The organism is Bartonella sp. DGB2, from assembly GCF_046843095.1.
Classification (GTDB): Bacteria; Pseudomonadota; Alphaproteobacteria; order Rhizobiales; family Rhizobiaceae; genus Bartonella.
This window is the reverse complement of record NZ_CP177325.1, coordinates 574,152-589,723: the sequence shown is the minus strand read 5'-3', so window position 1 is coordinate 589,723 and position 15,572 is coordinate 574,152. Positions and strand designations below refer to the sequence as shown.

14 protein-coding genes are annotated in these 15,572 nt (G+C 46.9%); 5 read left to right on the top strand and 9 right to left on the bottom strand.

Features of this window, described 5'->3' with window-relative positions; translation table 11 throughout:
• Positions 1–3: 3 nt before the first annotated feature.
• The 9 genes from ACK28X_RS03065 to ACK28X_RS03025 all read right to left on the bottom strand — a co-directional run bounded on the left by ACK28X_RS03065 (position 4) and on the right by ACK28X_RS03025 (position 10,939).
• Positions 4–876, bottom strand: coding sequence for an outer membrane protein assembly factor BamD (locus ACK28X_RS03065; protein WP_412058194.1), 873 nt, complete (start codon positions 874–876; stop codon positions 4–6).
• Between the two features lie 197 nt (positions 877–1,073).
• Positions 1,074–2,822 carry a cell division protein FtsZ gene (gene ftsZ, locus ACK28X_RS03060; RefSeq protein ID WP_412058193.1) on the bottom strand — a complete coding sequence of 583 codons (1,749 nt, stop codon included), beginning with the start codon at positions 2,820–2,822 and terminating at the stop codon, positions 1,074–1,076.
• 62 nt (positions 2,823–2,884) lie between these two features.
• On the bottom strand, positions 2,885–4,186 hold the full coding sequence (gene ftsA, locus ACK28X_RS03055) for a cell division protein FtsA (protein WP_412058192.1): 1,302 nt from the start codon (positions 4,184–4,186) through the stop codon (positions 2,885–2,887).
• Between the two features lie 2 nt (positions 4,187–4,188).
• Positions 4,189–5,106 (bottom strand): cell division protein FtsQ/DivIB, encoded by a 918-nt coding sequence (locus ACK28X_RS03050; protein WP_412058191.1) that lies wholly within the window; start codon positions 5,104–5,106, stop codon positions 4,189–4,191.
• A gap of 23 nt (positions 5,107–5,129) precedes the next feature.
• Positions 5,130–6,053, bottom strand: coding sequence for a D-alanine--D-alanine ligase (locus tag ACK28X_RS03045; RefSeq protein WP_412058190.1), 924 nt, complete (start codon positions 6,051–6,053; stop codon positions 5,130–5,132).
• A gap of 244 nt (positions 6,054–6,297) precedes the next feature.
• A complete protein-coding gene (murB, locus tag ACK28X_RS03040; protein ID WP_412058189.1) occupies positions 6,298–7,266 on the bottom strand; it encodes a UDP-N-acetylmuramate dehydrogenase in 969 nt (322 codons plus the stop codon).
• On the bottom strand, positions 7,266–8,669 hold the full coding sequence (gene murC, locus ACK28X_RS03035; protein ID WP_412058188.1) for a UDP-N-acetylmuramate--L-alanine ligase: 1,404 nt from the start codon (positions 8,667–8,669) through the stop codon (positions 7,266–7,268). Before murC ends, murB begins: the two co-directional genes overlap by 1 nt.
• The gene (locus ACK28X_RS03030; protein WP_412058187.1) at positions 8,653–9,789 is read right to left on the bottom strand and encodes a UDP-N-acetylglucosamine--N-acetylmuramyl-(pentapeptide) pyrophosphoryl-undecaprenol N-acetylglucosamine transferase; all 1,137 of its coding nucleotides are present in this window, start codon (positions 9,787–9,789) and stop codon (positions 8,653–8,655) included. Before ACK28X_RS03030 ends, murC begins: the two co-directional genes overlap by 17 nt.
• 4 nt (positions 9,790–9,793) lie before the next feature.
• The gene (locus ACK28X_RS03025) at positions 9,794–10,939 is read right to left on the bottom strand and encodes an FtsW/RodA/SpoVE family cell cycle protein (RefSeq protein ID WP_412058186.1); all 1,146 of its coding nucleotides are present in this window, start codon (positions 10,937–10,939) and stop codon (positions 9,794–9,796) included.
• A 230-nt stretch (positions 10,940–11,169) separates the two neighbouring features.
• Between ACK28X_RS03025 and ACK28X_RS03020 the strand changes: the two genes are divergently transcribed.
• The 5 genes from ACK28X_RS03020 (at position 11,170) to ACK28X_RS03000 (ending at position 15,548) form a co-directional block, all read left to right on the top strand.
• A complete protein-coding gene (locus ACK28X_RS03020; protein WP_412058185.1) occupies positions 11,170–11,478 on the top strand; it encodes a DUF2293 domain-containing protein in 309 nt (102 codons plus the stop codon).
• Between the two features lie 65 nt (positions 11,479–11,543).
• Positions 11,544–12,275, top strand: a complete 732-nt coding sequence (locus tag ACK28X_RS03015) for an acid phosphatase (protein WP_412058184.1) — start codon at positions 11,544–11,546, stop codon at positions 12,273–12,275.
• Positions 12,276–12,409: 134 nt separating this feature from the next.
• Positions 12,410–13,399: a 16S rRNA (cytosine(1402)-N(4))-methyltransferase RsmH gene (rsmH, locus tag ACK28X_RS03010; protein WP_412058183.1), complete on the top strand. Its 990-nt coding sequence runs from the start codon at positions 12,410–12,412 to the stop codon at positions 13,397–13,399.
• On the top strand, positions 13,396–13,803 hold the full coding sequence (locus ACK28X_RS03005; protein ID WP_412058182.1) for a hypothetical protein: 408 nt from the start codon (positions 13,396–13,398) through the stop codon (positions 13,801–13,803). The genes rsmH and ACK28X_RS03005 overlap by 4 nt, the downstream gene beginning before the upstream one ends.
• Positions 13,800–15,548: a peptidoglycan D,D-transpeptidase FtsI family protein gene (locus tag ACK28X_RS03000; RefSeq protein ID WP_412058181.1), complete on the top strand. Its 1,749-nt coding sequence runs from the start codon at positions 13,800–13,802 to the stop codon at positions 15,546–15,548. The genes ACK28X_RS03005 and ACK28X_RS03000 overlap by 4 nt, the downstream gene beginning before the upstream one ends.
• Positions 15,549–15,572 lie beyond the last annotated feature (24 nt).

Below are 15,572 nucleotides of genomic sequence, written 5' to 3'. Positions count from 1 at the left end.
GGCTTAATGAATCGCGGCCTGCACACCGCCAAAGATTTTTGACACACTAGTTACCTTAGTTTTTGCGCGATCAAGCTGACCTTTGGCAAGTAGATCATGAGCGTTACGAGACCAGATGCTTTCTGGATATTTACTACTCAAAACAACGGCAGCCCTTTGTGCTTCACCCATCAAACCAAGAGCGTAATTGGCTTCAACCACGCGGTACATAGCCTCTTGCACCTGGCTCGTATCTGCATATTGTCTAATAACAGCTTGGAAACGCTTAAGGGCTGCTAAATACTGATTCTGTGCTTCATAATAGCGGCCGATATGCATTTCTTTCCCAGCTAATTGTTCCCTTGCAAAGCGGATTTTTTCTTTGGCATCAGCAACATATTTTGATTTAGGAAAGTATTTAACAATCGCCTCCATAGCAACAATGGTACGCTCAGCAGGGGTTTGGTCTCGCGAGACATCAGGAATTTGCTTATAAGAAGCAAGACCAATAAGATAAAAGGCGTATGGCGTATCGTCAGATCTTGGATAGAGATTAATATAGCGACGCCCTAGATTATTTGCATCATCATATTGACCTAGTTGATAATTAGTATAAGTTGCCATTAGCAAAGCTTTACGAGCCCATTCGCTATAGGGGTTCTGGTCAGGAATCTTGGCAAAAAGCTTAGCCGCTTGTTTAAGATTGCCACCTTTAAAATTAGCATAGGCTTGGGCATAGAGCGTGTCGGCTGGGGCAATTTGTGAACCGACTGTTAGATCAATTGGCTTATTTTTTTGCATACACCCCGCCAAAAAGCAAGCGCTTCCCAAAGCAAGGCTGAAGAGTATTTTTCGCGCTCTCATCAATTGTGATGTATTTTTTGTTTTGATATCCATGGGTATAATCAACCTTATAATAATTGCCTTGTTTTAGGGATAGAGCCGAAACCTTGCATTTCCGCCCTTTTCCATAAGCTCTAAAACCGGCTCGGATGAGCGTCTTTATAATCTAGTATAGAATTACAACTTTTACATTCAAGAAGCAATAGAAAGACCTGCGCTCATCCACATGCTTCATTAACTGCACGCCAAGCCTAATTGGCTTGACGACGCAAAAATGCGGGGATTTCCAATTGCTCTTCCTCGCTCAAAGGTACACGTGCTTGCGCACGCAATTGAGCAGAGCCTGCACGCGATACATAAAGAGATGCTTCAGATGCCTGTGGAGCTTGAGCAGCGCTTTGCAAAGTACGAACCGCTGGCTCAAGCCGTGCCGTTTCTTCTACTTCATCGCGATGAACCCAGCTCTGAGTTAATTTCTGCCATAAATTACGCGGCCCTTGAGGAATATTTTTCTGCATCTCTTCACCTGCATGGATATGCTGGCGCGCTACAGATGGAAAATCTTCAAGGCTAGGTACACGCACCGCTGTGGGACGTGCCTCTTGTTGCGGCGCGACTCGCGGCGTTTGCACATTTTGCTCCGGAAGGGCAAGAGACGGCGATTCTTCCAAAACCCGCGCAGTTGCTTCCATATGCACAGCTGAAGCAAGAGGTTGTTGGGGAACGGACCGGGCTTGAGCTCTCATACCACTACCCACTTGCCCATGGGGGGCAATAGGAGCTTGAGGCTGAACAGGGGTTTTAAAAATTTGGCTTTTAGGGCGGAATGGTTCATCAACAGGGCGCGCGATCTCCACCTCTAAAGCTTCCATCACTTCAATCATAGATTCTGGGCGCGCCATTTGCTGGGGAGAGCGGGACTGGGGCGTGACCGCACTTTGCGCCGCGCCGACCTCTCCCGCACTCATGGGTTTGCGCGCTGGAGCAGCAGGCCGCCGCATTCCATAATCAGAAGAAGGTGCAACATCTGATTCGACACGGTCAATCCCCGTTGCTACTACAGAAACACGGACAACCCCCTCAAGCGAATCGTCATCAATCGCCCCAAAAATGACATTCGCGTCTTCATCTACTTCCTGCCGAATACGATTGGCCGCTTCATCCACTTCATAAAGAGTCATATCGCGACCACCAGTGATAGAGATCAAAAGCCCACGTGCCCCCCGCATGGAAGTTTCATCCAAAAGTGGGTTGGCAATAGCAGCTTCAGCGGCGGCCAAAGCACGACCTTCACCAGAGGCCTCGCCTGTACCCATCATCGCACGCCCCATTTCATGCATTACAGAGCGTACATCCGCAAAATCAAGGTTGATTAATCCTTCTTTTATCATCAAATCAGTAATTGAAGCAACTCCAGAATAAAGCACTTGATCAGCCATAGCAAAGGCGTCCGCAAAAGTGGTTTTTTCTGTAGCAATCCGAAAGAGATTTTGGTTGGGAATCACAATCAAAGTATCTACACATTTTTGCAGCTCTTCAATCCCCGCTTCAGCGGTTTTCATCCGTCGCGCGCCTTCAAAATGAAAAGGCTTAGTAACAACCCCCACGGTAAGGATGCCCTTCTCACGCGCCGCACGCGCCACCACAGGAGCGGCACCTGTTCCTGTTCCGCCACCCATACCAGCCGTAATAAAGGCCATATGTGAATTAGAAAGATGATCAATGATTTCATCCAAGCACTCATCAGCCGCAGCTTGCCCTACTTCTGGTAAAGCACCTGCACCCAGTCCTTCAGTGACTGCTGCGCCAAGTTGGATAACACGCTCAGCCTTTGACATAGTCAAAGCTTGTGCATCCGTATTAGCAACAACAAAATCAACACCTTGAAGCCCAGCATTAATCATATTGTTAACAGCATTACCGCCACCGCCGCCGACACCAAAAACCGTGATACGTGGCTTTAACTCTGTAATATCTGGCCGTTGCAGATTGATTGTCATTGTTCTTTCCTTCTCATAAATACCGCAAGCCCATAGCGGCGAAACCACATTATTTCCGAAACTTAAAAACTCTCACGCAACCACTGCCCTACCCTTTGCAGTGGGCCACTTGCTCGTTGAGGCAACTGTGCTAAAGCTGCCTGCACTACCTGTTCTTCAAAACCAGCTGACTGAGGATAAATCAATAAGCCTACCACCGTAGAAAAAGCGGCTCCCTTTGCCAAAGAGGGAAGACCAGACACACCCAAAGGGCGTCCAATACGAACATGGCGCCCCAAAATGCGCCGCGCCGCTTCAGCGATACCGGTGAGTTGGCTCCCGCCGCCTGTCAATACCAGCCTTTTACCAACGATATGGCCAAATCCCGAACTGTTTAACTGATCTCGCACCATTTCTAAAATTTCCTCAACCCGCGCAAGAACCATACGGTTAAGAGCTGTACGCGGATATTGGCTATCAAAATATTCGCCCGAAAGCGGCTCCAAACGGACCATATCATGATTATCCATATCAGCAGGAAACGCCGCCCCATGCATAACTTTCAACCGTTCTGCTTCTTGTGGTGCAATAGAAAAACCGCGTGCAATGTCCAAAGTAATATGATTAGCACCGATAGAAAGCGCATCTCCATGGACAAACTTTCCATCATGAAACACAGAAAAGCTTGTGATTCCCCCACCCAAATCAATACAGGCCGCCCCAAGCCGAGCTTCATCCTCTAATAAAACTGCCAAACCACTTGCAAAGGGAGTAGCAACTACCGCGGCCGCCGTTAAATGCGCGCGGTTGATACACATTTCTAAATTACGCAAGGGCACCGTGTCCGTGTGAACCACATGAACATCCACCCCAAGGACTTCACCCATCATACCTAACGGATCGGCAATACCACCTTCTCCATCCAGCGTATAACAAAGCGGCAATGAATGAAGAATATGGCGCTCAAACGAAAAAGCCTTATGCGATGCAGCGGCTAAAACCCGCTTTATTTCATAAGGGGTAACAGGCCGCCCATCAAGATTAATCTCTGCCTTTATTAAAGCACTACTCATCCGTGCTGAAGAAAAATTGACAATTAAAGAGTCGACCACAAGGCCTGACATTTTCTCTGCCGCATCCACCACTAAACGAATGGTTTGTTCAGCAGCATCCATGTCAACAATAGTTCCTGCTTTAATTCCACGAGATTGTTGTACACCGAAGCCCAAAACATCCACCCGATGGGTGCGGTTTGCTAAATAATAAGCTTTATTCGAAGGTCGCAGACGGGCAATCACACAAGTAACTTTACTTGAACCAACATCCAACACCGTCAAAAGACCTGGCTTGCGCGCTAAATTCCCCTTTCCCCTAAATAAACGCATCTTCACCCCGTCTTTAACATTTTAAGCTGCTGCCCTTGTTCACGCGCCACCGCCTTTTGGCGCTCCAAAGCTTCATCCGAAAGCCCTACAACCACGCGATCTAAAAACCGCAAATCAATGGTCTGAACATCATGCTCTAACAAGCTTTCTGTCTCTGGAGCCGTTAGCACCTGCACCAAACGCGAAATCGGCGCTTTCTCTGGTAAAAGAATCCGCATACCATTATTGAGCAACAAATCCCACCGCCTATCGCCCATACGAATATAGGCATGAATCTGATCGCGCATTTGAGGCACAAGGGCAAGGTTCTTGATAAAATTAGCAGCCTTATCCTCAGCACCCGCCCCCACAATGAGCGGTAAGGATAAAGCCTCATCAACTCTATAAGGAGCAATCACCTGCCCCGCTTGGTCAACCAAATCCATAGCTCCACCATGCTGCCATATGGCATAGGGCGTGCGCTCTTTTAAAGAAATATATAATTTATCAGGATAGACCTTCCGAACATCAACCTTTTCAACCCAAGGCAATGTTTGCAAAGCAACGCGCGCCTGAGCAAGATTGAAACCTAATATGGGGGTCTGCCCCTTAAGACCCAGCAACGCTACGATATCCGTATTTGAAAGGCGTTTATTGCCAATAATTTCTACTTTTTTTATAGAAAGACCACCAATATCTACCATGGCCTCTTTAAATTTTTGCAATCCACCGCCCCAAAACCACCCATAGGCCACTATTACAAAAAAAGCGCAAGTCACCACAAAACGCCCAATTTTTTGCAACCAACGCCGCTCTATGATCATAAGAAAAAAGTTTGACCAGCGCACTTGGCAATAAAGGCGGTATAAAACCCCGCGCTCTGCATGAGAACCGCGCCTTGCCGCACAAGTCGGTGCTAAGTGCATATAGGCCTTGGCCATACGCTCGCCCTCTTTTCTATTTATTAACGCATACACGACGCGTCCTCCACCATCCACCGCACCAGATCGGCATAATCTAAGCCCTTAACCTTAGCCATATCATACACCAAAGAAGTAGGGGTCATGCCTGATTGCGTATTGATTTCCAACCAAACCAAAATGCCCGCCGCCTCATCATAACGAAAATCTGAGCGTGTTATTCCACGGCACCCTAAGAGCTGATGCGCTTTCAGAGCCATTCTTTGCACAGTTTGGTAAATATTTGGTGAAAGCGCAGCCGGACATATATGCATAGAAGCGCCAGGCACATATTTTGACTCATAATCATAAAAATCATAGCCGACTCCAGGCGTAATCTCACACACATCTAGAACCTCGTTACCCATAACAGCACACGTCAATTCGCGACCAGCAATATATTGTTCCACCATCAACACATCGTCATAAGGCCAGTCACTTGCCCGCAAAGGCTCTAGCGCAGTCATAGCTTCATCACGCACGATAATCACCCCAAAGCTTGATCCCTCGCGTATTGGCTTCACTACATAAGGCGGTCGCATAATGTGTGCTTGGCTAATTTCAGAACGGTGGGCAATTTTTGATAAAGCTACATCTACCCCCCGCCCTTCCACCATCATTTTAGCTCGCACTTTATCCATAGCCAAAGCCGATGCCAAAATGCCTGAATGGGTGTAGGGGATTTCTAGCGTTTCTAAAATGGCTTGCACAGTTCCGTCTTCACCAAAGCGACCATGTAGAGCATTAAATGCTACATCAGGCCGCAAAGCAGACAATACCGAGGCAATGTCTCGACCTACATCAATACAGCTTACACGATATCCAAGACCTTCCAGTGATTTTGCACAACAAGCTCCTGTCGATAGGCTAACATCGCGCTCCGCCGACAAGCCACCCATCAAAACCGCAACATGTTGTTTTAAAGCCATGAAATTTCGCCCATACCATATATAGTTATAAAATTAGCCATCAATACAATTTATAGAATAAAAAGCAACTCAATGTCCGATTCATCCTTGCGAATCAATGGCCTAGCATTAACCATAATGAATCAGACTGAATCCTTCATTACAAGCCCCCAAGGAGTCAAATACACGACCTAAACAATGATTTTTTTATATCTTCTTGAAATGACTCAAAGTTTTTTGCATTTTTTAATAAATCAAAAAACAGCTAATATAAATCAAGACCTTGTCCGGGAGCGAATTGACCAATTCTCTGAATTTCCCAGTGTAATTGGTAGCCAGACTTATCAAAAACACGTTTCTTTACAATTTTACCTAATAATTCTAAATCATAAGCGCTAGCATTTCCTGTATTGATCATAAAATTACAATGCATTACACTCATTTGTGCTCCGCCTATTGTAAGACCACGACAGCCTGCTTCATCAATAAGCTTCCAAGCAGCTTGGCCTTGAGGGTTACGAAATGTAGAGCCACCAGTCTTTTCCCTTACAGGCTGCACCGTTTCACGGTGGTGCAATACTTGAGCCATAGCTGTTTCGATCTCCTTTTTTGAGGCAGGTTTACCCCGCAACAGAGCACCTGTAAAAATCAGCCCAACCGCACCCGCGCAATGGCGATATGAATAGCCAAGCGCGCTACAAGGTAAAACACAGCTTTCGCCATGCCGGTCAAGGGCATAGGCTTCTACCAGCCGCGCAGCAGTATCTTCCTCATTAGCCCCAGCATTCATCTTAAGCGCCCCCCCAAGCCCGCCAGGAATACCTGCATAAAAGTGAAAGCCAAGAAGCCCTGTCTGCAAAGCAACGGCTGCAAGACTTTTATCGCTTGCGCCCGCCCCTGCTAATAAATCCGCCTCTCCCCTTTGCACGATATGGCCAAAGCCCTTTGCTGGTAAACGCACAACTATCCCTTTCACCCCGCCATCACGCACCAAAAGATTAGAGCCAATACCAACTATAGTGAGCGGAACATCGGCTGGTAATTTACGCAAAAACTGGGCAAGGTCGTCTTCATTTTCAGGCTGAAAAAGCAGTTCTGCCGGGCCGCCAGTGCGGAACCATGTAATTTTACGCATCGGAAAATCGGGGCTGAAACGGCCACGCACACCTTTAAACAAAGGCGCAAGCCGCTTAAAGAGCCCTGCACCATCCACTGGTTGGAACGCAAGCTCCATTACGTCGCCGCCTTTAATTGATTTTCCATATCCCCCGCCCATTGAGTAATATTACCAGCTCCCAAAAACACTACATAATCCCCCGCTTGACCATATTCAGCGATAAGGGGGGCGATAAGGGTCGGGTCACTCGCATAATGCGCATCACGGTGACCACCAGCTTTGAGATGACGCACCAAATACTCTGAATCGACTTGTTTGATCATTGTTTCACCAGCGCCATAAACGGGCGTAACAATGACCCTATCGGCATGGTTAAACGCGCTTGCAAAATCATCAAACAAATCATAAAGACGACTATAACGATGAGGCTGAACAACTGCTACAACACGACCCCTAGCGCTATCACGCGCGGCCTTCAACACCGCTTTAATCTCAACGGGATGATGTGCATAATCATCAAAAATGTCTAACCCCCGCCAGTGCCCCACATGGCTAAAACGTCTTTTAACCCCAGAAAAATCTGCTAATCCTTGGCGAATACATACTTCATCAATACCTAATTGATGCGCCACCGCAATAGCAGCTGTGGCGTTTGATACATTATAACGACCAGGCATAGGAAGGATTAGATCTTTAAATTCATAAACTTTTTCGCTACGAGGGGAACGAATAATAACATCAAAACAAGAATGTGCAGCCTCTATACGATGGTTAACAAACCGAATATCGGCTTGAGGATTGTGACCATAAGTGACCATACGACGTGTATCAATATGGCTTACCAGCGATTGTACTTCAGGATGGTCAATACACATCACTGCAAAGCCGTAAAAGGGCACATTCTCTACAAATTGGCGAAATGCTTCACGCACTGCGTCAAAATTACCATAATGGTCTAAATGTTCGGGATCAATGTTGGTAACTACTGCCACATCGGCAGGCAATTTTAAAAAAGTGCCATCGCTTTCATCGGCTTCAACTACCATCCAATCCCCTGCTCCCATGCGCGCATTGGTACCATAGGCATTAATAATACCACCGTTGATAACCATAGGATCAAACCGCCCTGCCTCCAATAAAGCTGCAACTAACGAGGTGGTAGTTGTTTTCCCATGAGTACCGCCAATAGCTACCGCTTGCCGAAAGCGCATGAGTTCTGCTAGCATTTCTGCCCGCCGTACAATAGGTAAATGTTGTTCACGTGCTGCTTGATATTCTGGGTTATCAGGCGTGATCGCGGTAGAAATCACTACCACATCGGCTAAAACGACGTTTTGGGTGCTGTGCCCAATATGAATTGTAATGCCCAAAGCCCGCAAGCGCGCGACATTGGCTCCGTCATTTTTATCTGATCCTTGCACTTGATAGCCCAGATTATGCAAAACTTCAGCGATGCCGCTCATCCCAATACCACCAATGCCGATGAAGTGTATAAGACCAATATTAAGCGGCATCTTCATGGCCAAGCTCCTGTTTAAAAGACTGCATATCTACACCGTTGATTAAAGCTTCTGCCATATTGGCCAGATACCGTGCTGCATGGGGAGTACCTATTTCCTTAGCACACGCCGCTTTTGCTTGAAGGACGTCAGGATTATGATAGGCAAAAGCAATATACTCGCTCAAGGCCTTTGCAGATAAGTCTGCCTCTTCCACCACCAAAGCTCCTCCCTTTTGCGCCAGTTGCGCCGCATTCGATGCTTGATCGTGATCCAACGCATAAGGATAAGGAACCAAAAGCGCAGGTCGTCCGATAGTAGCGAGCTCAGCTACGGTTGAAGCTCCCGCCCGCGCCACCACAAAATGGGCTGACGCAAGGCGTTCTGCCATATCATCAAAAAAGGGGGCTATATCGGCGCTCACCCCAAGCGCGGCCAATTGCGTCCTCAAAGCACCGCTCTCGCCCCGTGCTTGTAAAGTTAGAGAAAGCCGTGCTCGCATAGCAGCAGGCAAAAAAGCAAGAGCTGCGGGCATCGTTTGAGTAAAATAAGTGCTACCTTGGCTGCCCCCAAACACAACAAGACGAAAAATTTCGCCTGCTTTACACGGGATATAAGGAACATCAGCTGCCGTTAGAACCGCAAGACGCAAAGGATTTCCAGTGAGAACAATCTTATTAGCGTAGGGCCCCGCTTTTGGCAAAAACCCACCAGCAATGGCCGCGGCCCTGCGCGCCATAAAACGGTTGGCTCGCCCCATCACAGCATTTTGTTCGTGCACAAAAAATGGCACCCCCATTGATGCCGCCGCCCATAAAGGCGGCAAGCTTGGGTAACCGCCAAACCCGCCCATAAGAACGGGGCGTAAAGTTGCAACCATCTGCCGCGATTGTCTCAAACCTTTAAAAAGGTGCCACAGGCTTTTCGCAAAATTAAAAGGATTTTTACTGCCAATGGTAGCAGAATCAATCAAATGAACCCGATCTTCAGAAAAATAGCGTACAAAACGGCGGCCACGTATATCCGTAGCTAAATATACGTCATAGCCACGCTGGGTAAGCTCCGATGCCAAGGCCTCTGCTGGAAAAAGATGCCCACCCGTTCCGCCGGCCGATAAAATAACAGTGCGATTCTCTGACATAGTCTTATTTCCCTAGAATAAGAGGCAGAATAGAGCGCGATAGCCGCGCTTCAGGACGCCGCCGCGTGAGGCTTAATAAAACCCCCATAGAAATGGCAACCGCTACCATAGAGGAGCCACCATAAGAAATAAAAGGCAATGTCATACCCTTCGGCGGTATAAGATGCAAATTAACCGCAATGTTGATAATCGACTGACAGCCTATCAAAATTGCCATCCCCGCAATCCCCAAACGGGTGAAGGAATCACGAGAATGCATAGCACTTGTGAGGGAGCGAACCACGATATAAAAATAAAGGGCAACAATCAACAAACACAGAATGATTCCATACTCTTCAGCCACAACAGAAAAAACAAAATCCGTATGGCTATCGGGCAGGATCCGCTTTACCGTTCCCTCGCCTGGACCCTGACCGAACCAACCGCCATTTAAGATTGCCTCGCGGCCCACATCCACCTGATATGTATTCCCCTCACCTGTCAAAAACCCATTCACCCTATCGCGCACATGTCCTACAAAAATATAAACCCCAAGGCCGCCGCCCACAGCAAAAAGTGAAAAAGCAAAAATCACCACAAACGACACCCCAGATAAAAGAAACAATCCGCCCCATGCAACTGTGATCAGAGTAGTTTGCCCAATATCTGGCTGCAAAACTAACAAAGTGCTACAAATGAGATAAATTACGCTAGACAAAGTATAGCCTGGGATACCATTGCGATACGTTTTGTCAGAAAAAAGCCAAGCAGAAATCACCACAAAGGCTGGCTTCATAAATTCTGATGGTTGAAGCGAAACCCCAAGCACACCAATCCAACGCCTTGATCCCTTGATTTCAGGTCCAAACATTAAAGTTGCAACCATAAGCGCAAGCGTTACCACGAGCAAAAGAGCGCAAAAACGCCGTATATTACGGGGTGAAAAAAACGATATAATAATCATGGTAAAAAAAGTAGGGATACTGAAAATAATATGCCAACGCACAAAATAAAAACTATCTGAAAGGCCAATCTTTTTCGCCACGCTTGGACTTGCCGCAAAGGACATGATAATCCCCAAACCCAAAAGTAAAAGGCAGGCAGCAAGGATAGAACGGTCAATTGTCCACCACCAATTGGCAATCGGCCCTCGGTCACGACGCGAAACCATTTCTTTTCCTTTCGTATCTATACATGCCCCTATTTCAAGACGCAATTTAATAGAGAGCTTACATCCCCTTTAACACCAAAAGGATTCCACAATCTTAACAAGAGCCAGCCTTTAAAAACATGTCCTTCTTTTGATTAATTCCATAATCGCACCTAGAGGGGTTGCTTTTATTGATAAAATCCTCCACTTTTTGAGACGTGCAAGCCTTCTATGCAACACAGGGGAATGTTTTGGAGAGCCCGCTGCCCCGCAAAAAACAAATCGCAAAAGCCTTACGTGCCCTTGCCCCCCTTGTACCTTATTATGACGCGCAAGGAATTTGCGCTCTTGCCCTGCGACCTCACATGCGAAATCTGTCCCCAGAACGAGCCATTTGGCTTGCAACCCTTGCTTATCTGCGCCATCGTTATAGCGATTATGACCAATTGCGCGATGCTTCCTATGGGAAAGAGGCGTCACGTTTTTTCATTCGGGCACAAATTAACGACGTTTTAATAAGGTGGCAATCTGTCCGCTTCTTAAGTGATGATGAACAATAAAACGATTGATAATCCTATTAAACTTTGCTTTATTTTTCGCTTTAAACATTTTATCAGGAGACGATATGCACTATACACATAAACGGTTTTTACCACTCTTGGCTATCGTTCTTAGCCTTTCCTTACTAATTACAGGATCCGCTAAATCAGACAAGGCTCCTCCCTTTTTTAATGAACAAACAGCATTAGATGCCCTCGTTACGCTACCACCCCCACCTGCGTCCGATTCCATTACGCAAGAGCGAGATTATATAGCTTTTTACCAAGGGCGTAGCTTGATCAAAACCCCGCGCTGGGAACAAGCGATCCAAGATAGTGATTGGAGCAAAATTGAGGCCAACTTTTCTCAAGCCTTTGGCACAGTGATTTCACCAAAAACCACGCCCGCTTTGCACGATTTAATCCAGCGTTGGGTTAGCGAAACCAAACAAACAGCCAAACCCATCAAAAACCACTATAAACGCATACGCCCCTTTATGGTGCTAGGACAAGAAGTGTGCACCCCTCAAAACAAAAAACGTCTAGAAAAATCGGGTTCCTACCCCTCCGCTCATTCTGCTGCTGGTTGGGGTCTTGCGCTTATTTTAACAGAAATCCGCCCACAAAATTTCCGAGCCCTCTACCAGCGTGGACGCGATTTTGGCGATAGCCGCATCATTTGCGGAGCCCATTGGCAAAGCGATGTGGAAACTGGTCGCCTTTTGGCTACACAATTGTTGAGCTACCTTCATAGCAATCAAGAATTCTTAACCATGCTTGAAGCTGCCAAACATGAAACCGCAACCCAAGCAAAATAATAATTCTAATCTTTGTAAAGCTTGTTATTTTTATATCCCTAACCGTTTTTTAAGCATCCTCATGCATTTATGAAATTCTAAGCGGGCGGTACAAGCCCGCCTACCTCCTTCAGAAACCAAAACATGGTAAACTTATGATAAGCACTGCGCGGCATATCCCCGTTTTATTGCCTACTGTCCTAAAAAGCCTTGGATCAATTGACGGCGCTCTAATTATTGACGCCACCTTTGGGGCGGGTGGTTATAGCCGCGCTTTCTTAGAAAAAGGAGCGCAAGTAATTGGATTTGACCGCGACCCAAACGCCATACGGGATGGTGCCGGTTTAGTCTCTAGCTTTGCACCGCGGCTACGTTTGATTCACAGCCCTTTCTCAGAACTTGATCAAAAAGTTAAGGAAAATGTTGATGCCATCGTTTTCGATATTGGTGTTTCTTCCATGCAAATTGATGAAGACGCGCGTGGCTTTTCCTTCCAGAAGGATGGTCCGCTCGATATGCGCATGGCACAAAGCGGCTTTAGCGCCGCCGATGTGATTAATTTCTTCAAGCAAAGCGACCTTACACGAATTTTTGGATTATTAGGCGAAGAACGCCATGCCGGCCGCGTTGCCCGTATGGTTGTGAGCCGCCGAAGCGAACGTCCCTTTCTAACAACGCTTGACCTAAGCCAAGCCATAGCCAATCTTTTAGGCCGTAAACCCAACGACCCGATTCATCCCGCCACACGAGTATTTCAAGCCTTACGAATCTATGTCAATGATGAGTTGGGACAATTGGCGCAGGGCCTTTTCGCCGCTGAGCGCTTATTAAAACCCAACGGTCGTTTAGCGGTTGTTACCTTTCATTCCCTTGAAGACCGAATGGTTAAGAAATTTTTTACCGCCCGCGCCGGTGGAGCCGCGCCTTCGCGCTATTTACCCGAAATCGCCCCAATTACGCCAAGCTTTTTACCTTTATTTAAAGGGGGAAAGACAGCTGATAATGCTGAAGTTTCAATGAACCCGCGCGCCCGCTCTGCACGTTTGCGGGTAGGGATCCGACAAAATGCCCCTGCCCACGAAGCTGATATGCGCATTTTTAACTTGCCCACGCTGCCAATCTTTATGAAAGGCGCAATAAAATGACCGTTTTACGTACTTTTGATATAGTTCTTGTCGGCATTATGATCTCTACGGTCGCCTTCACCTATAAAATCAAATATGACGTACAAAAACGCCTAAGCGAAGCAAAGCATTTAGAGCAGCAAATTAGTAGCGAGCAAGATACAATCCACCTCCTTAAAACTGAATGGGCTCTCCTTACAGCACCAAAGCGCATGGAAATTCTAGCAAACCGTTACCACCAACAATTAGGGCTAGAACTCACAACCCCACAACAAATTGTTGCCTTAAAAGATGTTCCCAAACGGCTCTCTAATCAAATAGGAACTCTGATTAATCATATGCAGCTTGAAGAAGGCAATACCCTGTTAACGCAGCATGAGCCCTTTGCCCCTTTGCCTATCCCCACAGAAAGGCCGCAAGAATGAAAAAAAGGTTTTTGTGGCGAACACAGACATCCTATAAAAATACAAACAAGATGCAAGAAGAATACCGCATGCGCCGTATGCAACACCGCCTCTTGTTTATCATGTGCTGTTTCATAAGCATCTACGGACTAATTGCCGCCCGCCTTTGCTATTTTGGCGCAAAAGGCGGAGAAATAGAAGAAGCCAAAGGACCAGCTTATGAGGCATCTGCCGCGCGTCCCGACATTTTAGACCGCAACGGACGCTTACTTGCTACAGACATAAAAACCTATTCACTTTTTGCAACTCCTAAGCGAATTATCGATGCTGATGAAACCATTGAGCTTCTTTCAACCATTATCCCCAAGCTGGATTGGCAAACAACTTATAATCGCCTAAAAAGCAAAAGTAGTTTCGCTTGGATCCGCCGTAACCTCACGCCAGAGCAAAAGATGAAGATCATGGCTTTAGGGATTCCTGGCATTGGATTTCGAACAGAAATCCAACGACTTTACCCCAATGGACCCGCTGCGTCCCATATTTTAGGCACCGTGGATATTGATAATATAGGCACCGGTGGTATTGAAAAATATATTGATAATACGGGCTTAAGTGACTTGCGCGCTGCAGGGCTCGCCGATAAAAATACCCTAAAACCTGTAAAACTCTCCATTGATATCCGCATACAAACCGTTGTCCGTGAAGAGTTGATAAAGGCCTTTACCCGCTATCAAGCAGTGGGCGCAGGAGCCATCGTTTTGAACATTCACACGGGTGAAGTGTTGGCAATGGCATCTATCCCCGATTTTGACCCTAACCATCCCGTTGATGTCCTCAAAACTGACCGATTAAACCGTATGAGCGCAGGCACCTACGAAATGGGATCCACCATAAAAATATTTACCACAGCCATGGCTTTGGACTCAGGCCTGTTTCACCTAAACACGCTAATTGATGCTTCAAAGCCATTACCCGCGGGTCGGGGCCGCTTTATCCATGATTTTCATGGCAAATACCGCCCCATGCCCGTATGGGAAGTTTTTACCCGCTCTTCTAATATTGGTTCTGCTCAAGAAGCACTAGCCTTGGGAATTGAACGCCACCAGGAATTTTTGCGCCGGCTTGGTCTATTGGATCGACTACAAACAGAATTGCCTGAAACCGCGCGCCCCTTTTCTCCAATGCGCTGGAGCGACGTTACCTCCATGACTATTGCCTTTGGACACGGCATGCGTACCACCCCCCTACAAACAGCCGTAGGAAGTGCGGCCTTAGTTAATGGGGGAGTTTTGATCCCACCCACCTTTATTCAACGCGATAAACCACAAGCTTTAATGCGCGCCACGCGCGTAATTTCAGAAAAAACCAGCCAAGAGATGCGCTATTTATTTAAACTCAATGCGGATATCGGTTCAGGCCGGCGGGGGCGAGTTATTGGCTACCGCGTGGGCGGCAAAACAGGAACCGCCGAAAAGGTTATTGATGGACGCTACGCCAAGGATAGGCGATTTAATTCTTACATCGCTGCCTTCCCTATTGATGCCCCTCAATATATTGTTCTAACCATTATCGACGACCCTCACCGCGTTGATGGAGAGCCCTCTGCCACCGCGGCCTATAACGCGACACCCGTAGCAGCCAATATTATCCGACGCTCTGCAACCTTTTTGGGTATAAAACCCGATTTTATAAAAGAGAACGCCCCTATCTTAGCCGCACAGACAAATCAAAACCTACCAGAAACGCGTCCGATTCCCCCGCAATAAAGCCATAATTATGCGCTTAAAAAA

What these genes read in the sequence shown, in the direction of transcription:
- ACK28X_RS03065 (WP_412058194.1), bottom strand. Translation starts at nt 876, where the DNA reads ATGGATATCAAAACAAAAAATACATCACAATTGATGAGAGCGCGAAAA.
- ftsZ (WP_412058193.1), bottom strand. Translation starts at nt 2,822, where the DNA reads ATGACAATCAATCTGCAACGGCCAGATATTACAGAGTTAAAGCCACGT.
- ftsA (WP_412058192.1), bottom strand. Translation starts at nt 4,186, where the DNA reads ATGCGTTTATTTAGGGGAAAGGGGAATTTAGCGCGCAAGCCAGGTCTT.
- ACK28X_RS03050 (WP_412058191.1), bottom strand. Translation starts at nt 5,106, where the DNA reads ATGGCCAAGGCCTATATGCACTTAGCACCGACTTGTGCGGCAAGGCGC.
- ACK28X_RS03045 (WP_412058190.1), bottom strand. Translation starts at nt 6,053, where the DNA reads ATGGCTTTAAAACAACATGTTGCGGTTTTGATGGGTGGCTTGTCGGCG.
- murB (WP_412058189.1), bottom strand. Translation starts at nt 7,266, where the DNA reads ATGGAGCTTGCGTTCCAACCAGTGGATGGTGCAGGGCTCTTTAAGCGG.
- murC (WP_412058188.1), bottom strand. Translation starts at nt 8,669, where the DNA reads ATGAAGATGCCGCTTAATATTGGTCTTATACACTTCATCGGCATTGGT.
- ACK28X_RS03030 (WP_412058187.1), bottom strand. Translation starts at nt 9,789, where the DNA reads ATGTCAGAGAATCGCACTGTTATTTTATCGGCCGGCGGAACGGGTGGG.
- ACK28X_RS03025 (WP_412058186.1), bottom strand. Translation starts at nt 10,939, where the DNA reads ATGGTTTCGCGTCGTGACCGAGGGCCGATTGCCAATTGGTGGTGGACA.
- ACK28X_RS03015 (WP_412058184.1), top strand. Translation starts at nt 11,544, where the DNA reads ATGCACTATACACATAAACGGTTTTTACCACTCTTGGCTATCGTTCTT.
- rsmH (WP_412058183.1), top strand. Translation starts at nt 12,410, where the DNA reads ATGATAAGCACTGCGCGGCATATCCCCGTTTTATTGCCTACTGTCCTA.
- ACK28X_RS03005 (WP_412058182.1), top strand. Translation starts at nt 13,396, where the DNA reads ATGACCGTTTTACGTACTTTTGATATAGTTCTTGTCGGCATTATGATC.
- ACK28X_RS03000 (WP_412058181.1), top strand. Translation starts at nt 13,800, where the DNA reads ATGAAAAAAAGGTTTTTGTGGCGAACACAGACATCCTATAAAAATACA.